Consider the following 17,605-nt stretch of genomic DNA (forward strand, 5'->3'; position numbering starts at 1 on the left):
GTACGCATCGGAGACCTCGACGTGAGCAAGCGCACCTACCAGCCGAACAACCGCCGCCGCGCGAAGACCCACGGCTTCCGGCTGCGCATGCGCACGCGCGCGGGGCGGGCCATCATCGCCGCTCGCCGCCTCAAGGGGCGCGCGCGCCTCTCCGCCTGACACGGCAGGAGCGCGGCGTGCTGCCTGCGCACGCGCGGCTGCGGCGGCGCGAAGACTTCACCCGGGTGCTGCGCTCGGGCAACCGCGCGGGACGAAGCACGCTGGTCGTGCACGCAGCTCTCGGCCCGACGATCGATGCCGGCCCGGCGGAGAACTCCGTCCGGGCCGGTTTCGTTGTCTCCAAGGCAGTCGGCAACGCCGTCGTACGGCACCGGGTCGCGAGGCAGCTCCGCCACCTCGTCCGGGACCGGCTGCCACTGCTGCCACCCGGCAGCACGGTGGTCGTCCGGGCACTGCCCGCCGCCGCCGACCAAACCTCGGAGACACTGGGCCGTGATCTGGACGGCGCCCTCCGACGCATTCTGAAGGCCCGACGATGAGCACTGCTTCTCCTCCGCCCCCGGCCGGCCGCGTATCGCGGCTGCTGCTGGCCGTGCTGATCGCTCCGATCGAGGCGTATCGCCGGTTCATCAGCCCGGTCCTTCCCCCTCGCTGCCGCTTCCATCCCAGCTGCAGTGCCTATGCGCTGGAGGCACTGCGCACCCACGGCCCGGTGGCGGGAATCCTGCTGGCAGGCTGGCGTGTGATGCGCTGCCACCCGTTCCACCCCGGCGGGTACGACCCGGTTCCGTCGGAGAGGCCCCGGTGGGCCTTCCGCTTCCGTCGTGCCCGTAACCGCCGTCTGTCTGGAGCTACTCGGTGAACCTGAACTGGATCTACACGGGAATCTCGTGGATCCTGCTGCGCTGGCACGACCTCTGGGGCGGGCTGCTCCACATGCCGTCCGGCCCCGCCTGGGTGCTCTCGATCGTCTTCCTGGTGCTGACGGTCCGGGTCGTGCTCTTCCCCGTCTTCGTCCGGCAGATCAAGTCGCAGCGGGCGATGCAGGCGATCCAGCCGCAGATGAAGGAACTGCGCGAGAAGCACAAGAACGATCAGCAGAAGCTTCAGGCCGAGATGATGGACCTGTACAAGCGGGAGAAGGCCAACCCGCTGATGGGTTGCCTGCCGATCTTCCTGCAGATCCCGGTCTTCATCGGCCTGTTCCACGTCCTGCGGCTGATCAACCCCAACTCGGACACGGCCTTCAAGGCGATGACCACCGAGTACGGCTGGACCGCCGATCAGTTCAACAGCGCGTCGGAGGCCCGGATCTTCGGTGCGCCGATCGCCGCGGCGTTCCGGTCCACGACCGAACAGCTCACCCAGTTGGACGCCAGCCGCGTCGCGGTGACGCTGGTCGCCGGCATCCTGATCATCACGATGGTCGCGACGACCTACATCACCCAGCGCCAGATGATCTCGCGCAACGGTGTGGCCGCCGACCCGACGCAGGCGATGGTCCAGAAGCTGATGCTCTACGGCATCCCGGCCTCGCTCCTGGTCTCCGGTGCGATCTTCCCGATCGGTGTCGTCGTCTACTGGGTGACGCAGAACTTCTTCTCGATGGGCCAGCAGTTCTGGGTGCTCAGCAAGATGCCGATCCCGAAGCCCGGTGACCCGAAGGTCGACCCGGAGAAGGCCGCCGCGATGGCGCCGAAGCCGGGCGTCAAGCCGGTGAACCCCAAGAAGGGCGGGCGGACCACGGCGACGCGTCAGCAGTCGTCCGGAAGTTCGGTCAAGTTCGACACCGCTCAGGCGCGGGCGGAGCGCGCGTCCGCAGCAGAGAAGGCGGCCAAGGCCGCCGAGGGGTCCACGTCCGACGGCGGCGATTCCGATACGCCCGCACCGGCGCGCAAGCCGACTCCGGCGCGCGGCAGCGGCAGCGGCGGAGCGCGCCGACCACAGGACAACCGGAACCGGAAACGGAAGGGCGGCCGGCGCTGAGCTCGCGCGGTCCCGACAGACTCATTTTTCAGCGCCCCATCGCGGCGGCGCGGCAGGCCAGGGAGTAACGATGACGGAGACGCAGCCCACCACCGCGCCGGCGGCCGGAGGCGCCGCAGAGGGGTCGAGCAATACCGATCTCCTCGTTCAAGAGGGTGACATCGCCGGTGACTACATCGAGCGGCTGCTGGACATCCTCGACTTCGACGGGGACATCGACATGGACGTCGAGGGCGACCGGGCGATCGTCGCGGTGATCGGTGACGAGCTCGACGCGCTGATCGGTCCGCGAGGCACCACGCTCGACGCCTTGCAGGAGCTGACCCGCCTGGCGGTCGTGCAGCAGACCGGCGTCCGCAGCCGGCTGATGCTCGACGTCGGCGGGTACCGGGCCAAGCGGCGGCAAGAGCTGGTGGCGATCGCGAAGAACGCGGTCGAGCAGGCGCGTTCGCTGGGTGAGCCGGTGAAGCTCAGTCCGATGAACCCGTTCGAGCGCAAGGTCGTGCACGACGCGATCAGCGCGATCGACGACGTGCGCAGCGAGTCCGAGGGCGAAGAGCCGGAGCGCCGCGTGGTCGTTCATCTGCAGAGCGCATGAGCACGTCAGTTCCTGCGAGCCCCGCCGGTCCGCCGGCGGGGCTCGCTGCTGTTGCGGCCTCGGTTTTCGGTGCCCGTCTGCCGCTCGCCGTCGAGTACGCCTCCCTGCTGTCGACGGCTGGGGTCGAGCGAGGGCTGATCGGCCCGCGGGAGGCCCCGCGTCTGTGGGAGCGGCACCTGCTGAACTGCGCGGTGGTTGCTGACCTTTTTCCGGCGGACGCCACGGTGGTGGACGTGGGGAGCGGCGCCGGATTGCCGGGAATCGTGTTGGGGATCGTGCGGCCGGATCTGCGGGTGACGTTGCTGGAGCCGCTCGCCCGGCGGGCGACGTTCCTGTCGGAGGCCGTCGCCTCACTGGGTCTCGGCTCGGTGACCGTGCGACGCGGGCGGGCGGAAGAGGTCGTCGGCGAGGTGGCGGCGTCGATCGTCACCGCGCGGGCGGTGGCGCCGCTGGACCGGCTCGCGGGATGGTGTCTGCCACTGTGCGTGCCCGGTGGGCGGATGCTGGCGCTCAAAGGATCGTCCGCGGCGGAGGAGATCACCGAACACGCCGCAGCAGTAGCGCGGGTCGGGGGCGTCTCCCCTCGTATCGTCGAATGCGGAAGCGGCATCGTCGACCCCCCGACGACCGTGGTCGAGATTCTCCGTGGTGACTCGGTGGTCAGTGGTGGCTCCGGGGCCAGCGGCCCCCGGCGTTCTGGCGTTCGAGATGCCAGGACCGGCGGTGATCCGTCCCGTCGGCGGCGGTCGGGTTCGGCTGCTGCGAGCCGTCGACGGAGAGGACCGCACGGACCATGACCGACAACGCGTCTCGGAAGCCCACCGCAGTGGGGTGGCCGGAGTCGAAGCCCGCTGGGGTTCAGCGTCCGGGGCGCGGGGCGTCGGATCTGGGATGGCCGGAGCTCGAGCTTCTGGACGAGGTGCTCGCGGCGGAGTCGGAGTGGCCCGGTGGGCGGCTGAGACGGTCGTCCGGAGTGGGTGGGACAGCCGGAGCCGGCGGGACGGCCGGAGGGGGTGGGGCGGGGGCGCTTCGGGTGGTGCCTGACGGTCCTTTCTCTACAGAGGGGGCGTTGGGGGTTGGTGGGGTTTCTTCGGGCTCTGGGGGTTCCGGGGGCTCTGGGGGTTCCGGGGATTCTGGGCGGTTCGGCATTGGGGTTGGGTCCGGGGATCGATCGGGTGGCGCGGCTCGGTCGCGGGTGGACGGTGAGCGGGGGGTTGTAGTACGCGGGCTTGGGGACGTGAGGTCCGGGGACGTGGGGTCTGGGGACGCGGGGTCTGGAGGCGTGGCGTCTGGGGACGCGGCGTCTGGAGGCGTGGCGTCTGGGGACGCGGGGTCTGGAGGCGTGGCGTCTGGGGACGCGGGGTCTGGAGGCGTGGGGTCTGGAGGCGTGGGGTCCGGAGGCGTGGGGTCCGGGGACGTGGGGTCCGGAGACGCGGGCTCTGGAGATCGCGGGTCCGAGGGCGATGGGTCTGAGGGCCATGGGTTCGGCGGCAAGGGGTTTGGGAGCTATGGGTCCGGGGGCCGTGGGTCTGGGAGTCGTAGCTCCGGGAGTCGTAGCTCCGGGAGCCGTGGGTCTGGGGGCTATGGGTCTGGGATTCGCGGGGCTGCGGGGCGGGGGGTCGCGGGGCCGGACGAGGGGCTTCGGGTTGAGGGCGGGCGTTTGGAGATGGTCTTTCCGCCGTCGATCGACGAGCTTCTCGGCGGGTCCGAGGCCGCCGGGGGCGCCGCTGCGGAGAAAGACGACGGAATCAACCATTCGTTGCGCGATCTCATCCACAGAGTTGTCGGTCGGGCAGAGGATCCGCGCGCCGGGACGGTACCGTCGGTGACAGCCGGTGCGACCCTCGCCGATGCCTCTCCCCATGAGCAAGGCGCAGCGACTGCAGCGTCGGCGGACACCGCTGAGCCCCTCGGGCCAGCTTCCCCCGAGTCCGGTAATGAACAGGTCCAGGAGATCGACGTGAGCGACCCCGCTCAGTCTGCCCCCCATTCTCTTACCAGCGGGGCGGGCGAGAGTCAGCGACGAATCCGCGCCGTGCTGGATGACGCCACCGCCGTTCCACGTGAAACGGTGCCTGACCCGTACGACGTTTCACGTGAAACAGACCCGCTCTCCATGGACGCTCGTGTGCTTCCGGGCGACGTTTCACGTGAAACAGAGGACGACGATCTGCCGATCGCCATCGAGGCGCGGCGGGCAGTGCAAGTCCTCAACCCGGCCGGCGACGCACTCCCCCGACCTCCGGCGCGGCGCGTGATGTGCGTGGCCAATCAGAAGGGTGGCGTCGGTAAGACCACGACGACGGTCAACCTGGCGGTCGCCCTCGCTCTCCACGGCAGCCGGGTGATGGTCATCGACCTCGACCCGCAGGGCAACGCGTCCACCGGACTGAACGTCGACCACCGGGCCGGCGTCCCCAGTACCTACGACGTCCTCGTCGACGGCATTCCGCTCGCCGAGGCGACGGTCGCGGTCGAAGGCGTCCCGAACCTCTACTGCGTTCCGGCGACGATCGACCTCGCCGGTGCGGAGATCGAACTGGTCTCGGTGGTGGCCCGGGAGAACCGGCTGCGACGGGCGATCGACGCGTTCCCGGCCGACATCGACTACATCTTCATCGACTGCCCGCCGTCGCTCGGCCTGCTGACCGTCAACGCGTTGGTGGCGGCTCGCGAGGTGCTGATCCCGATCCAGTGCGAGTACTACGCGTTGGAGGGGCTCGGGCAGCTGCTCCGCAACGTCGAACTCGTCAAGGCGCACCTCAACAACGACGTCCAGATCACCACGATCCTGCTGACGATGTACGACGGGCGCACCAAGCTCGCCGACCAGGTCGCCGCGGAGGTGCGGGGGCACTTCGGTGAGGTGGTCCTCGGTGCCGTCATTCCGCGGAGCGTGCGTGTGTCGGAGGCGCCCGGATTTGGGCAATCGGTGATCACCTACGATCCTGGTTCTCGCGGTTCGACCAGCTATCTTCAGGCTGCTCGGGAGATCGCGGAGCGCGGCGCTAGGGGAGGACACCTGTGAAGAACCGACGCGGACTGGGGCGCGGCCTCGGTGCGCTGATTCCGGCCGCGCCGTTGTCGGGCGAGGAGGAGGACGGCGGCCCGGTCGTCGTCCAGCGGACGCCGTTCGCGACCGGAGCGACGGGCTACTCGGTGGGCGGGCCCGATCTCGCGCCGGTGCCCGGGGCGCAGTTCCGTGAGGTGCCGGTCGACGCGATCACGCCGAACCCGAAGCAGCCCCGCAAGGGCGAGTTCGACGAAGAGGCGATGGAGGAGCTGAAGACCTCGATAGAGGAGGTCGGAATTCTCCAGCCGGTCATCGTCCGGGAGAAGACGCCCGGCGCGTACGAGCTGATCATGGGCGAGCGTCGCTGGAGGGCGTCCAAGGCGATCGGGCGGGAGACGATCCCGGCGATCATCCGGGACACGAGCGACGACCACCTGCTTCGGGACGCGCTCCTGGAGAACATCCACCGGTCGGACCTGAACCCGCTCGAGGAGGCCGCTGCGTACCAGCAGCTGCTCGCCGAGTTCGGCGTGACGCAGGAGGAGCTGAGCAAGCGGATCGGCCGCAGCCGGCCGCAGATCTCCAACACGATACGGCTGCTGAACCTGCCGTCGGCCGTTCAGCGGCGGGTGGCGGCGGGGGTTCTCAGTGCGGGCCATGCCCGGGCCCTGCTGTCGCTGGACGACAACGACGCGCAGGAGCGGCTGGCGACCAGGATCGTGGCCGAGGGTCTGTCGGTGAGGGCGACCGAGGAGATCGTCGCGCTCGGCGGCGACCCGGAGCCGGCCCCGGCGCGAGACGCTCCGGCCCGGCGGGCGCGGATGCGGGCGCCCGGTCTGGAGGATCTGGCTGGCCGGATGTCGGATCGGTTCGACACCCGGGTGAAGGTGGATCTGGGTAAGCGGAAGGGTCGCATCACTATCGAGTTCGCCACGATCGACGACCTGGAGCGAATCGCGGACGCGATGGGAGTGGCCGCTCCGGCGGAGGAGAAGTAGCGCGCTGGCGGTTCGGAGGGCGGCCCACCGGGGTGGTGGAGCCGCCCTTTTGTTTGCGCCGGGTGGGGCGGGCCCGCGGGTTGGCGGGCTGCCCAGTGGGGTGTCGCGTCCTGCGCGGAGGATCGCGCGGGGGCGGTGGGGGGTGGCTACTTCAAGGAAATGGCGGACGGCGCGTTGCGCGCGAGGCGTGCGTGCCGTTCGGCTGCCCGGCGGTCGTGGGGCGGGCCGGCGGTGGTCCGGCCGTAGTCGGGTGGGCCGGGCGGTAGGCCGGCGGCAGCCGGGTGGGCCGGGCGGTAGTCCGGGTGGGCCGGGCGGTGTCCCCGAATGTCACCGGTTCGCGCGAGGCCGGTGCACGGCGAGACCGCGGGTCCGGCGCTTGGACGACAGGTTCGAGGCAGACGCAGACTGATGAGAAATCGTCGGCGTCCGGCTGGCCGAGCGACGATCCTCTGTCAATTCGCGGGCCTGCCACCGACCGGTGAACGTAGGTGGACACCGCACTTGCGGTGGTCTGACGGCCCGGCAGTGGTTGGACGGGCCCAGTGGTAGTCCGCGGGCCCGCGGTGGTCGGGCGGGGCTAGCGCTAGTCGGCGGGCTCAGCGGTGGTTGGGATCTTCTCGCCGAGCACACGCGACATAGATGGTGGTTTTGACGACGTCGGAGAGGTCGGCGCCGGCCGCCCGCAGAGCGATCGTCAGGTTGGTGATCGCCTGATGGCATTGACCGTCCAGGTCGCCGATGGGGGTGGTGCGACCAATCGGGTCGAGGGGGCAGGCTCCGGCGGTGAACACCATCTGCCCCGCACCGGCGAGAGCGGCGTAGGCGTAGGGCGCGGTGGTGGGGAGGCCAGGTGGGTTGAGCATCTGGTGAGCATGCGACCACGGTCGCGCTTCAGCGGGTGGGGAGTCATCCGGATTTCGCTAGCGGTCTCCGGCCCGGTTGTCGTTGGCGGAGGAGTCCGCGGCGCTGCCGGGCGCGGTGGGAGTCGTCGGTCGGAGTGAGGACCTCGACGTGGTGGACGAGGCGGTCGGGTCATTGCGGCGACCCCGACGTCGCCGGGGAAGGTCTCTCCTGCGATGGCCGACGGGGCAGGTTCGAGTGACGACAATCGAGCCCTGCTCGTGGCGGGAGCCCACGCGCTGGAACAGGTTGGAGAGCCGGAACAGGTTGGCCGCGTCCGATCGGCCGGTGGTAAAGCCGACCTCGTCGACGATGATCGGCGGGTAGCGGCGGAGCCTTTCGGCTCGGCCTCGAGCTGGCAGGCGTGGTGGGCGTCGACCACGCAGGTGATCCGGTTCCTGGCGGTGTCGAGCAGAACCGCGCCGGAGTTCGCGGCTGATTCCAGTCCGATCGCGAGGTCTGTGTGTCGATCCGGGGCAGGATCACGTTCTCAGTGCCTCGGGGTGTGAGCCGAACGACGACCCCTGGGTTCGGGCTCCCCCGGACTAGTCGTTGTAGCGGTTGAGATGGTGGACGTCGCTCCTGAGGCCCACCGAGTGGACGCTGTCGCAGACATGCGCGGTCGGGCGCAGGGGACGCCGCTCTCGCTGGGGTGCCCCCAAGGTATTCGCGTCGGAAGGCGAGTGGGTGTGGCCCTGAGCGCGTAGGCGGATCCGCGGGGACGGGGACGACCGTCCGTGCCTTCACGGCGCCGCTCGATCCGGTACGGCGCGGGTCCGCAGGACGATGGGTGCGCCGGGGCGCGGTCGGGGTGCTCGGGCAGCGTGCAGGTGGAGGACAGACCCAGAGAAGCGGGCCGCGGTCTGAGTGCGTTGCTCCGGCTCGGATGCGGGCGTTGGGAGACTCGGTCTTCCACGGTGGCGATACAGCGACTCGCCCGGGTGCCGGGTTCTTGCTCGCCGGGGCTCGGGTTGGGGCGGCGGTTCGAGTTGGCTATGGCGCGGGTCGGCGGCGTCCTTCGTCCGGCTGCGGCGGCTTGATTGAGCGGGTCCACGACGACTGGCGGCGTTGAGACCGGAGCGTTGCGCGAGGTGGTCGACCGGATGCCGAGGCTCGCAGGGTTATTGGGTGGGCGGCTCGGGGTCGGGCAAGAGAGGATGGGGGCATGTCCGAGCTTCTTCGCGGTGTCCGACGGTCTCCTTCGCGTGTGGTGCGCGGGGAGCGACGTCGACGAATCGAGCGCTCGGTTCGCCGATAGCCACCGCGATCGATCGCCCGCGGGTCCGCTGGGCCTGCTCGGTCGGTAATCCGCCGAGAACTGCGCGGTGCTCGGGCCACCTGCGCCTGCTGGCTCGTGCTCGCCTCGCGGCTGGCGCAGGCCGAGGCCGCAGGTTCACCTCGCCTCGTGGCCAGGCGCACGCCGCAGCCGAAGCGGGCGGGCGGTCCGGGGGTCGGCACGCTCCGAGGCAGCGCGGTTCGCCGCTCGCAGACGGCGCAGGCTCGAGTCCGGTTCGCCTCGCGGTCAGCTCGCGGTCGGCTGGCGGTGGGCTCGCGGTCGGCACGCGCCGAGTCCGGCCCGGCCTCGGGTCGGCCGGCGCCGGTCCGGCTCCCGGTCGGCCGGCGCCAGTCCGCCTCGCGGTCGGCCAGCGCCGAGCCTGTCGTCCCGCCTCCCGGTCGGCCAGCGCCGAGCCTGTCCCGCCTCGCGGTCAGCCAGCACCGACCTCGGCTCGGCTCGGCTCGGGTCGCACCGGCCGAGACGCGGCCAGGCACGTGCCACCTCGGACCCACCACACCGACGCCAGAACGCGTGCCTGTGATCTTGGACCCCGGGGACGTCACGACTCGGCAGTAGCTTGTTATCTGGCTGAGCGGAACGCTCGCTCCAGCCTGCTCCCCCACCGGGCCGCAACGCGCCTGCCGCAATGCCGCGGCCGGCGCCAGCCCCCGAAAACCACTCCATCCCCGAAGCCTGGAGAGATCGTGCAACACGAAGTTGGCCCACCGACCGTCGTCGTGAATCCGCCACTGACCGACGACCTCCGTGACCACCTCATCGACATGTGGGCGCGCGTCACGAACGACGGCGGGTCGGTGGGTTTCGTTCCGCCGGTGACGGCGGCGGACATTCGTCCTACGGCGGCTCGGTCGTTCGAAAAGGTGCGGCAGGGTACCGACGCGCTCGTCTGCCTCACCATGCCGACCGAAACCGAAAAAACGTGTAAATCACTCCGAAACGGAGCACCTCTAGAAACCCGCCAGAACGCCCAGAACGACCTCGTCCATATCCCTGGGACCGATCCCGACAATAGGCCCGCTACGAGCCCCTCAGTGCCCCTAACGGGCGAGCGCGTCGTGGCGTGGCTTCTGCTCGCCGAGAGCGAGAGCCTTCTTCGCCGGCATTGGCGAACGGTCTACCGGGTGCAGGTCGATCCGGACTTCCAGGGCGCCGGACTGGGGACGGCTCTGATGGCGGCGGCCGCCTCCTACGCCAAGGAAACGCTCGGGCTGGAAGCGCTGACGTTGATGACGCGCAGCGGCACGGGTGCGGAGCGTTTCTACAAGCGGTGCGGCTATCGCGAGGTCGGCCGGATCCCCGGCGCGATCCGGGTCGCACCCCACGACAGCCGCGACGAGGTCCATTTCTGGCTGGACCTCTAGACCCGCTTGATCGCCTGCTCCACCAACTCCGCCAGCACGGTCCCGAAATCGAGACCAGCCGCCTGCACCGCGATCGGCAGAAGACTCGTCTCGGTGAGGCCCGGCGAGACGTTGACCTCCAGGACCTGGATGCCACCGGATTCGTCGACGAGCAGGTCCACACGCGACAGATCGCGGAGCTCGAGGGCATCGTGTGCCGCGACCGCGGTCTCGGCGACCCGCTCGGCCGTCTCCGGGTCGAGCCGGGCGGGCGCGTGCCACGTAGTGGTGCCGGCGGTGTACCGGGCGGTGTAGTCGTAGATCCCGTCCGCGGGGACGATCTCGACGGCGGGCAGCGGCTGCGGCCCCATCGCCGACTCGATGATGCTCACCGCGATGTCGGCGCCGCTGGCGAACCGCTCGATCAGCGCGGTGTCGCAGTAGCCGAAGCAGGCGACCATCGCGCTCGGCAGTTCCTCGACCGTCCGGACGGCCTGGGCACCCAGGCCCGACCCACCCGACGCCGGCTTCACCATCAGCGGCATGCCGAGCCGCTCGACGATCCGGTCGAGCAGCGTCTGGGCGCCGAGCTCGCGGAACGTCTCGTGCGGCAGCGCGATCCAGTCCGGCGTCGGGAGCCCGACGGCGCGCAGCTGCGCCTTCGCGGCGGCTTTGTCCCAGGCGACGCGGGACGCGTCCGAGCCCGCGCCCACGTACGGGATGCCGAGCAGGTCGAGCACTCCCCGCAGCGCCCCGTCCTCGCCGCTGGCGCCGTGCAGCGCGATGAACACAGCGTCGGGCCGCTCGGTCTCCAGCGCGGTCAGCAGGCCGGCGTCGACGTCACGGATCGTGGCGTCGACGCCACTGCGCCGCAGGGCGTCCGCGACCCGGCGGCCGGAGCGAAGCGACACCTCCCGCTCGTACGAGAGGCCACCGGCCAGGACGAGGACGTTCCTGCTCATGCCAGCTCCGGTCCGGGTGCGAACGAGGTACGGGACACCGGGCCACCGTGCGGACCGCGGCGGACTGCTGCCGGCGTGTTGAAGACCTGACGCAACTCGGTCTCTTCCTCGACGACCGAGGCCAGCCGGTGGATCCCTTCCCGGATCCGGTCGGGCGAGGCGGACGAGAAACACAACCGCATGTTCTGCCGCCCGGTGCCGTCGGCGTAGAAGCCGATGCCGGGCACGTAGGCGACCTTGTGAGCCAGCGCGCGGGGCTGCATGGCCTTGGTGTCGAGCCCGTCGCCCACCGTGGCCCAGACGAAGAAGCCACCGCGCGGGTGCGTCCACGACACTCCGGCCGGCATGTGCGTCGACAACGCGTCGAGCATCACGTCACGGCGCTCGCGGTAGATCTCCCGGAACACCTTCAGCTGCTCGCGCCACGGGTACTTGCCCAGGTACTCCGACGCGATCATCTGCGTCAGCATGGCCGGGCTCAGGATCTGCGACTCGTTCACCAGCACGAGCTTCTCGCGGACGGCCGGGGGCGCCAGCACCCAGCCGGTGCGCAGGCCGGCGCCGAACATCTTCGAGCACGACCCGAGGTAGATCACCCGGTCGGACGAGCGGGCCCGCAGCGCCTGGCCCGGCCCGTCTTCGAAGCCCAGCAGCCCGTACGGGTTGTCCTCGATGATCAGCAGGTCGTACTTCTCGGCCAGCTCGACGATCGCGTCCCGGCGGTCCTCGGTCAGCGTCACCCCGGTCGGGTTCTGGAAGTTCGGCACCGTGTACAGGAACTTCACCCGCCGGCCTTCAGCCGCGAGACGGCGAAGCGTCTCGTCCAGCAAAGAAGGTATGAGACCGGAAGAGTCCATCGGGACGTGCACCACCTCGGCCTCGGCCGCGGCGAACGTGCCGAGCGCCCCGACGTAGGAGGGGCCTTCGGCGAGCACGACGTCGCCCGGGTCGAGGAACAGGTGGGAGACCAGGTCGAGGCCCTGCTGGGAGCCGACCGTGATGACGACGTCCTCGGCCGAGCCGAGTACCCCTTCGACGGCCATGACCTCGCACACGAGCTCACGCAGCCGCAGATCACCCTGGCCGGTGCCGTACTGCAGCGCCTCGGCGCCGCGGTCGCGGATCAGTGCGGCGGTCAGGTCGGCGATCTCGTCGAGCGGAAGTGCGGACACGAACGGCGACCCACCTGCCAGCGACACGATCTCCGGCCGGCTCGCCATGGCGAACAGTGCGCGAACCTCGGAGACGGTCATGCCGCGCATCCGCCCGGCGTAGCGATCGGTGTAGTCGTCCAGTGTCGTGCCGCTCATGCGCTCGCCTTCCGCATCGACAGTGCCGTCGAGCATTCTGCGGCTCGATCACCCACTCCGACCAAGCCAATTAGCCGGTCCAGCCGGGATCGAGCCCCTCAGCCAGACTACCGACCAGCGCGTCGGACCCTTCCGCACCACCGGGTACGCCTTTACCATGATCAATCGGGCGGACCCCGAGCTGATCTCGAAGGAGGTCGATCCGCTGATGTCACGTCGGCTGGTCAGCCTCACGCTCGACACGCTGGAAGATCTTCCGACCCGGTGCCGGTCGTGCGTGTTCTGGGAACTCGACCCGGTCAGTCAGGACCGGGCGATCGAGTGCGGCGATCCGGGGCTGGAAAAGGAAGCCTGGATCTCGAGCACGCTGCTCGAATGGGGCTCCTGCGGCAAGCTCGCGTACGTCGACGGCGTCCCGGCCGGTTACGTGCTGTTCGCCCCGCCGGCGTACGTACCGCGGTCGGTGGCGTTCCCGACCAGCCCGGTCAGCGGTGACGCCGCCCTGCTGATGACGGCCTACATCGTGCCTCAGTTCGTCGGAGGCGGCCTGGGACGCATGCTGGTACAGGGAGTGGCCAAGGACCTCACCAAGCGCGGTGTGAAGGCGATCGAGGCGTTCGCGGACGCCCGGTGGGACCAGCCCGAGTGCCTGGTCCCCGCCGACTACCTGCTCGCGGTGGGCTTCAAGACCGTCCGGCCGCACCCGCGCTGGCCGAGGCTGCGCCTCGACCTGCGCACGGCGCTCTCCTGGAAGTCCGACGTCGAGTATGCGCTGGAGAAGCTGCTGGGCTCGATGAGCCCCTCGCTGGCGCTCGGCCCCGCCCACCGCTCCAGCTGACGCGGACCCGTATCAGCTGAACTGCATGGCCTTGAGGGCCGACAGGTCGAGGGATCCGGTCTTCACGTCGGCCTCGACCGGCAGGAACACCCGCTGCACGGCGATCAGGATCGCCTCCGCGACCGTGTCGCGGAACGCGGGGTCGATCAGCCGCTGACGGTCGATCGGCGAGCTCAAGTAGCCGAGCTCGATCTGGACGGCGGGCATCCGGGTCAGCCGCAGGATCTCCCAGGTCTTCGCGTGCGTGTGGCAGTCCAGCAACCCGGTGCGGGCGGCGATCTCCCGCTGCACCAGGCCGGCCAGCCGCTCCCCCACCGTCGAGCTGACGCCGGACCCGGTACCGAAGTGGTACGTCGCGACGCCGTTCGCGGCCGGGTTCGGGTTGCTGTCGATGTGCAGGCTGATCAGCAGGTCGGCACCGAGCGTGTTCGCGAGTGCCGCGCGCTCGGCGCCGGTGCGCTCGTGGTCGCGGCCCCGGGTGAGGTCGGCGCGGACGCCGATCGCGGAGAACCGGCCCTCGAGCCGGTTGGCCAGGTCGTAGACGAGGTGCGCCTCGGTCCACGTCATCGGACCGTCTTGAGCCATCATGCCGGGGTCGTTGCCGCCGTGGCCCGGGTCGATGACCACGCGCTTGCCCGAGAGCGCCGGCCCGGCGTGGTAGAGCATCGCGGACTCGCGGAGCAGTTGCGGACGCCCACCGACGACCTTCCGGCCCAGCTGGCGCAGTGCACGCATCGTGAGCGTGCCCATCGTGCCGTCGGCCGCCAGGCCGACCTCACGCTGGAACGCCCGGAGTGCGGTCTCGGTGCGCTGGCCGAAGATGCCGTCCGCGCGCCCGACGTCGTAGCCCATCTCGAGCAGACGCTCTTGCAACGTGCGGACGTCGTCGCCGAGCAGGGGCTCGCTGACCGAGCGGTGCAGGACGCGATCGCCGAGCCGCCAGCGGGCCGCGACCAGCGAACGCCAGGTCTCCGGCCCGACGACGCCGTCGACGCTCAGCCCGCGGGCCTGCTGGAACTCCCGCAGCGCGAGCTCGCAGACCGCGTCGAAGAGGACGTCTTCCGGCGCTTCGGTGGTGTCAGCATCGGCGATCAACCCCAACGTCACCAGCGTCGACTTGACCTCGGCGGCCGCCGGACCCGTGGTGCCACGCTTGATGAACTGCATGGGGTCAGTCGCTCCTTCCATCCACGACCCTTCGGTCGGGGGAACCGAATAGGGGAACCGGCCGGAAGACCTCCGGACCGGCTTGGGGCCGCGACCAACGACCGTAACGCGTCGCGGCTACGACAGCGCACCGTAGCGTGCCACGGCGAGTCGCGTGTCGGGTATGTGCCCCTTGATCGGTGCCTCGTACCCGCTTGTCCGAACAACGAAAAGCTCCGGCCGCGTGGTGCGGCCGGAGCTACGTGCTCTACCAGCGCAAACGCTTACAGAGCGCTCTCGATCATCTTGACGATCTGGCCCTTCGGCTGCGCGCCGATGATCGTGTTGACCTGCTCGCCGCCCTTGAACACGGTGATCGTCGGGATCGACATCACTCCGTAGTCGCGGGCGGTGTTCGGGTTCTCGTCGATGTTGAGCTTGACCAGCTGGATCTTCTCGCCCAGCTCCGCGGCGATCTCGTCGAGCACGGGCGAGACCTTGCGGCACGGGCCGCACCACTCGGCCCAGAAGTCGACGACGACCGGCGTGTCGCTCTGCAGAACGTCGGCGGTCCAGCTGGCGTCCGTGACGGCCTTGGCGTTGGCCATGGCTTTCTCCTTCTTCGGGGTGGTACGACCCGGCAAACGGGATGGTAGGGGATTTATTCGGTCAGAGCGGCGACGTACTTCTCGGCGTCGAGCGCCGCGACACAACCCGTTCCGGCAGCGGTGATCGCCTGCCGGTAGGTGTGGTCGACCAGGTCGCCACACGCGAACACGCCGGGCACGTTGGTGCGGGTGCTCGGAGCGTCGACCTTCACGTAGCCCTCGGGGTCGATCTCGACCTTGCCCTGGAAGAGGGCACTGCGCGGGTCGTGACCGATCGCGATGAACACGCCCTCGGCGTCGATCACCGACTCGTCACCGGTGACCGTGTCCTTCAGCCGGACGCCGACCACCTTGCCGCCCTCACCGAGGATCTCGGTCGGGATGCTGTTGACCCGGAAGTCGATCTTGTCGTTCGCCTTCGCGCGGTCGACCATGATCTGCGAGGCGCGGAACTCGTCGCGCCGGTGGACGATCGTCACCGTGTCGCCGAAGCGGGTGAGGAACGTCGCCTCCTCCATCGCCGAGTCGCCGCCGCCGATGACCGCGATCTTCTTGTTCTTGAAGAAGAACCCGTCACAGGTCGCACAGGCCGACACGCCGTGGCCGAGCAACTCCTGCTCGCCGGGGATGTTGAGCGGGCGCCAGGCCGAACCGGTCGCGAGGATCACCGCGCGGGCCTTGTACTCGCGCTGGCCCACCTTCACGACCTTGATCGGGCCGGACAGGTCGACCTCGGTGACGTCGTCGGTCAGCAGCTCGGCGCCGAACGCCTCGGCCTGCTTACGCATGTTGTCCATCAGGTCGGGACCGTCGATCCCGCCCGGGAAACCGGGGAAGTTCTCCACCTCGGTAGTCGTCATCAGCGCGCCACCGGACTGCACGCCCTCGAACACCAGCGGCTTCAGGGACGCCCGGGCGGTGTAGACGGCTGCGGTGTAACCAGCCGGACCGGACCCGATGATGATCACGTTCCGGATCTCTTCGCTGCCCACGTCTTCCTCCTGATTGCCGTGACAGTCACGCAAACGCCATGGTAGGTGCCCGCATTCCCGGGCCCGGGCCGAGCCGCGGGTCACATTCAGCGCGCGACGGTGGTGCGCGCCCGTTCGTCGCCGGCTCCGCCGATCCCGCAGTTCGCTCCAGCGGCGACCACCACGAGCCGGCCGGGGTCGGTGTCCTCGGTCACGATGACGACCGCAGGCGTTCCCTCCAGGGTCGCGTAGTCGACCGCCAGGGGCTGCCCGAGACCGAGCGCGCCCAGACAGGCGGCGAGCTCCGTCGGCCTCGTCAGCCGCTGCAGTGCGCCCAGGGTGTCCGCTGCGGGCACCGGCGGCGACCCCACCTTCGTCGGCGGCGCCGCCTCCGGCAGCTGCTTCGTGTCCTGGGTCGGACCGGAGAGCATGGCGCGGGCCTGCTGCCCGAGTTCCGCGGTCGAGTACGAGGTACCGGAGACGTGGACGCCACCCGGCGCGGCCGGTGCGGCCAGCGCGCTCGGCGCGGAGTCACCGGCGGACGACGTGCTCGCGGAGTCGTCGCTCGCCGGCTCGACCGACCTGAATACCCCGACGCCGCAGAGGGCGATCAGCGCGACCGCGGCCACCGCCGCGACCCACTGGCCGACCTTGGCGCGGCTCCGGCGCGAACGAGCCGCTCGCTGAGCGCTGAGCCGATCGTCCGGTTCCGGAGACACCCACGGGCCTGCCGGGCCGTCCTCGTCGCTCTCCGAGGGCCGCGGACGCCCCTCGGGACGACGCCGGAGCGGCGGTTCGGCGGCCAGCGCGGCCTCGAGGCGTGCGGCCACGTCGTCGGGCATGGGGGCCTCGTCGAGGTCGCCGAGCGCGGTCGTGATGCCGGGCAGCGAGGCGGTCAGCTGCCGGTAGGCGTCGGCCCATTCCTGGTCGGTCGCGATCCGCCCGGCGACCGCGTCGCCGTCCGGGGTGCCGTCGAGGAGGCCTTCGGCGAAGTCCGCCAGTTGATCGAGTTCGGACGGTGTCACCGAGCACCTCCTTCCGTGGGCTCTTCCGTGGGTTCGACGCGTCGCCCGCCGTCCGGGTTCCGGAGATGGCCCAGACGCAGAGCCAGACGCGCCCGGCCGCGGGCGCAGCGGCTCTTCACAGTGCCGACCGCTATCCCCAGCATCTCCGCGACGTCCGCCACCGGATGGCCCTGCACGTCGACCAGCACCAGCGCGATGCGTTGGTCGTCCGGGAGCTCGAACAGCGCGGCCCGGACGTCGATCGCCGTTTCACGTGAAGCGATCGGATCGTTCGGGGCGGCGGGAGCCCGGCCGTCGTCCTCCGGGAGGGGGACCGTGGGGCGCGCCTGCCTCCTGCGCACCCGGTCGAGGCAGGCGTTGACCACGATCCGGTGCATCCAGGTGGTGACGGCCGCTTCTCCGCGGTAGCTGCCGGCCGACCGGTACGCGGAGAGAAGCGCGTCCTGGAGTGCGTCCGCGGCGTCCTCGGTGTTGCCGAGCGTCCGCAGCGCGACGGCCCACAACCGGTCCCGGTGCCGCCGGACGAGTTCGGCGAAGGCCTCGGAGTCCCCGTCCACGTGGGCGTGCAGCAGGCTCCGGTCGTCGAGCCCGCTGTGCGGCGGTCGCATGGACG

The 17,605-nt window shown here is 70.3% G+C and carries 18 protein-coding genes; 10 read left to right on the forward strand and 8 right to left on the reverse strand.

Annotated elements, in window-relative coordinates:
- Positions 1-21 precede the first annotated feature (21 nt).
- The 8 genes from rpmH (at position 22) to ACIBZJ_RS38150 (ending at position 6,595) form a co-directional block, all read left to right on the forward strand.
- Complete coding sequence (rpmH, locus tag ACIBZJ_RS38115) at positions 22-159, forward strand: 50S ribosomal protein L34 (RefSeq protein WP_035859730.1); 138 nt, start codon at positions 22-24, stop codon at positions 157-159.
- A 17-nt stretch (positions 160-176) separates the two neighbouring features.
- Positions 177-539, forward strand: a complete 363-nt coding sequence (gene rnpA / locus ACIBZJ_RS38120; RefSeq protein ID WP_395938498.1) for a ribonuclease P protein component — start codon at positions 177-179, stop codon at positions 537-539.
- A 53-nt stretch (positions 540-592) separates the two neighbouring features.
- A complete protein-coding gene (yidD, locus tag ACIBZJ_RS38125; protein WP_395938594.1) occupies positions 593-862 on the forward strand; it encodes a membrane protein insertion efficiency factor YidD in 270 nt (89 codons plus the stop codon).
- Positions 859-1,986, forward strand: coding sequence for a membrane protein insertase YidC (gene yidC, locus ACIBZJ_RS38130; RefSeq protein ID WP_395938499.1), 1,128 nt, complete (start codon positions 859-861; stop codon positions 1,984-1,986). The genes yidD and yidC overlap by 4 nt, the downstream gene beginning before the upstream one ends.
- A 70-nt stretch (positions 1,987-2,056) precedes the next feature.
- On the forward strand, positions 2,057-2,584 hold the full coding sequence (locus ACIBZJ_RS38135; RefSeq protein ID WP_395938500.1) for a protein jag: 528 nt from the start codon (positions 2,057-2,059) through the stop codon (positions 2,582-2,584).
- The gene (gene rsmG, locus ACIBZJ_RS38140; RefSeq protein WP_395938501.1) at positions 2,581-3,381 is read left to right on the forward strand and encodes a 16S rRNA (guanine(527)-N(7))-methyltransferase RsmG; all 801 of its coding nucleotides are present in this window, start codon (positions 2,581-2,583) and stop codon (positions 3,379-3,381) included. The genes ACIBZJ_RS38135 and rsmG overlap by 4 nt, the downstream gene beginning before the upstream one ends.
- 863 nt (positions 3,382-4,244) lie before the next feature.
- Positions 4,245-5,612, forward strand: a complete 1,368-nt coding sequence (locus ACIBZJ_RS38145; protein ID WP_395938502.1) for a ParA family protein — start codon at positions 4,245-4,247, stop codon at positions 5,610-5,612.
- Positions 5,609-6,595, forward strand: coding sequence for a ParB/RepB/Spo0J family partition protein (locus ACIBZJ_RS38150; RefSeq protein WP_395938503.1), 987 nt, complete (start codon positions 5,609-5,611; stop codon positions 6,593-6,595). Before ACIBZJ_RS38145 ends, ACIBZJ_RS38150 begins: the two co-directional genes overlap by 4 nt.
- A 596-nt stretch (positions 6,596-7,191) precedes the next feature.
- On the opposite strand, the gene ACIBZJ_RS38155 is transcribed toward ACIBZJ_RS38150, so the two are convergent.
- Positions 7,192-7,458 carry a RidA family protein gene (locus ACIBZJ_RS38155; RefSeq protein ID WP_395938504.1) on the reverse strand — a complete coding sequence of 89 codons (267 nt, stop codon included), beginning with the start codon at positions 7,456-7,458 and terminating at the stop codon, positions 7,192-7,194.
- Positions 7,459-9,508: 2,050 nt separating this feature from the next.
- Between ACIBZJ_RS38155 and ACIBZJ_RS38160 the strand changes: the two genes are divergently transcribed.
- Positions 9,509-10,153 (forward strand): GNAT family N-acetyltransferase, encoded by a 645-nt coding sequence (locus tag ACIBZJ_RS38160; protein ID WP_395938505.1) that lies wholly within the window; start codon positions 9,509-9,511, stop codon positions 10,151-10,153.
- Here ACIBZJ_RS38160 and ACIBZJ_RS38165 read toward each other — a convergent pair.
- Both ACIBZJ_RS38165 and ACIBZJ_RS38170 read right to left on the reverse strand, forming a co-directional pair.
- Positions 10,150-11,094 (reverse strand): D-alanine--D-alanine ligase, encoded by a 945-nt coding sequence (locus tag ACIBZJ_RS38165; RefSeq protein ID WP_395938506.1) that lies wholly within the window; start codon positions 11,092-11,094, stop codon positions 10,150-10,152. The two genes, ACIBZJ_RS38160 and ACIBZJ_RS38165, sit on opposite strands and share 4 nt — an antisense overlap.
- Complete coding sequence (locus ACIBZJ_RS38170) at positions 11,091-12,404, reverse strand: PLP-dependent aminotransferase family protein (protein ID WP_395938507.1); 1,314 nt, start codon at positions 12,402-12,404, stop codon at positions 11,091-11,093. Before ACIBZJ_RS38170 ends, ACIBZJ_RS38165 begins: the two co-directional genes overlap by 4 nt.
- A gap of 208 nt (positions 12,405-12,612) precedes the next feature.
- Here ACIBZJ_RS38170 and ACIBZJ_RS38175 point away from each other — a divergent pair, with 208 nt between their 5' ends.
- Positions 12,613-13,242: a GNAT family N-acetyltransferase gene (locus ACIBZJ_RS38175; protein ID WP_395938595.1), complete on the forward strand. Its 630-nt coding sequence runs from the start codon at positions 12,613-12,615 to the stop codon at positions 13,240-13,242.
- Positions 13,243-13,254: 12 nt separating this feature from the next.
- On the opposite strand, the gene ACIBZJ_RS38180 is transcribed toward ACIBZJ_RS38175, so the two are convergent.
- The 5 genes from ACIBZJ_RS38180 to sigM form a co-directional block, all read right to left on the reverse strand.
- Positions 13,255-14,409 carry an N-acetylmuramoyl-L-alanine amidase gene (locus ACIBZJ_RS38180; protein ID WP_395938508.1) on the reverse strand — a complete coding sequence of 385 codons (1,155 nt, stop codon included), beginning with the start codon at positions 14,407-14,409 and terminating at the stop codon, positions 13,255-13,257.
- A gap of 263 nt (positions 14,410-14,672) precedes the next feature.
- Positions 14,673-14,996 (reverse strand): thioredoxin, encoded by a 324-nt coding sequence (gene trxA, locus ACIBZJ_RS38185; RefSeq protein WP_395938509.1) that lies wholly within the window; start codon positions 14,994-14,996, stop codon positions 14,673-14,675.
- A 53-nt stretch (positions 14,997-15,049) separates the two neighbouring features.
- Positions 15,050-15,988 carry a thioredoxin-disulfide reductase gene (trxB, locus tag ACIBZJ_RS38190; RefSeq protein WP_395938510.1) on the reverse strand — a complete coding sequence of 313 codons (939 nt, stop codon included), beginning with the start codon at positions 15,986-15,988 and terminating at the stop codon, positions 15,050-15,052.
- An 86-nt stretch (positions 15,989-16,074) separates the two neighbouring features.
- Positions 16,075-16,992 carry a hypothetical protein gene (locus ACIBZJ_RS38195; protein ID WP_395938511.1) on the reverse strand — a complete coding sequence of 306 codons (918 nt, stop codon included), beginning with the start codon at positions 16,990-16,992 and terminating at the stop codon, positions 16,075-16,077.
- Positions 16,989-17,600, reverse strand: a complete 612-nt coding sequence (sigM, locus tag ACIBZJ_RS38200) for an RNA polymerase sigma factor SigM (RefSeq protein WP_395938512.1) — start codon at positions 17,598-17,600, stop codon at positions 16,989-16,991. Before sigM ends, ACIBZJ_RS38195 begins: the two co-directional genes overlap by 4 nt.
- Positions 17,601-17,605 lie beyond the last annotated feature (5 nt).

This window comes from Cryptosporangium sp. NPDC051539 (assembly GCF_044454545.1).
Classification (GTDB): domain Bacteria; phylum Actinomycetota; class Actinomycetes; order Mycobacteriales; family Cryptosporangiaceae; genus Cryptosporangium.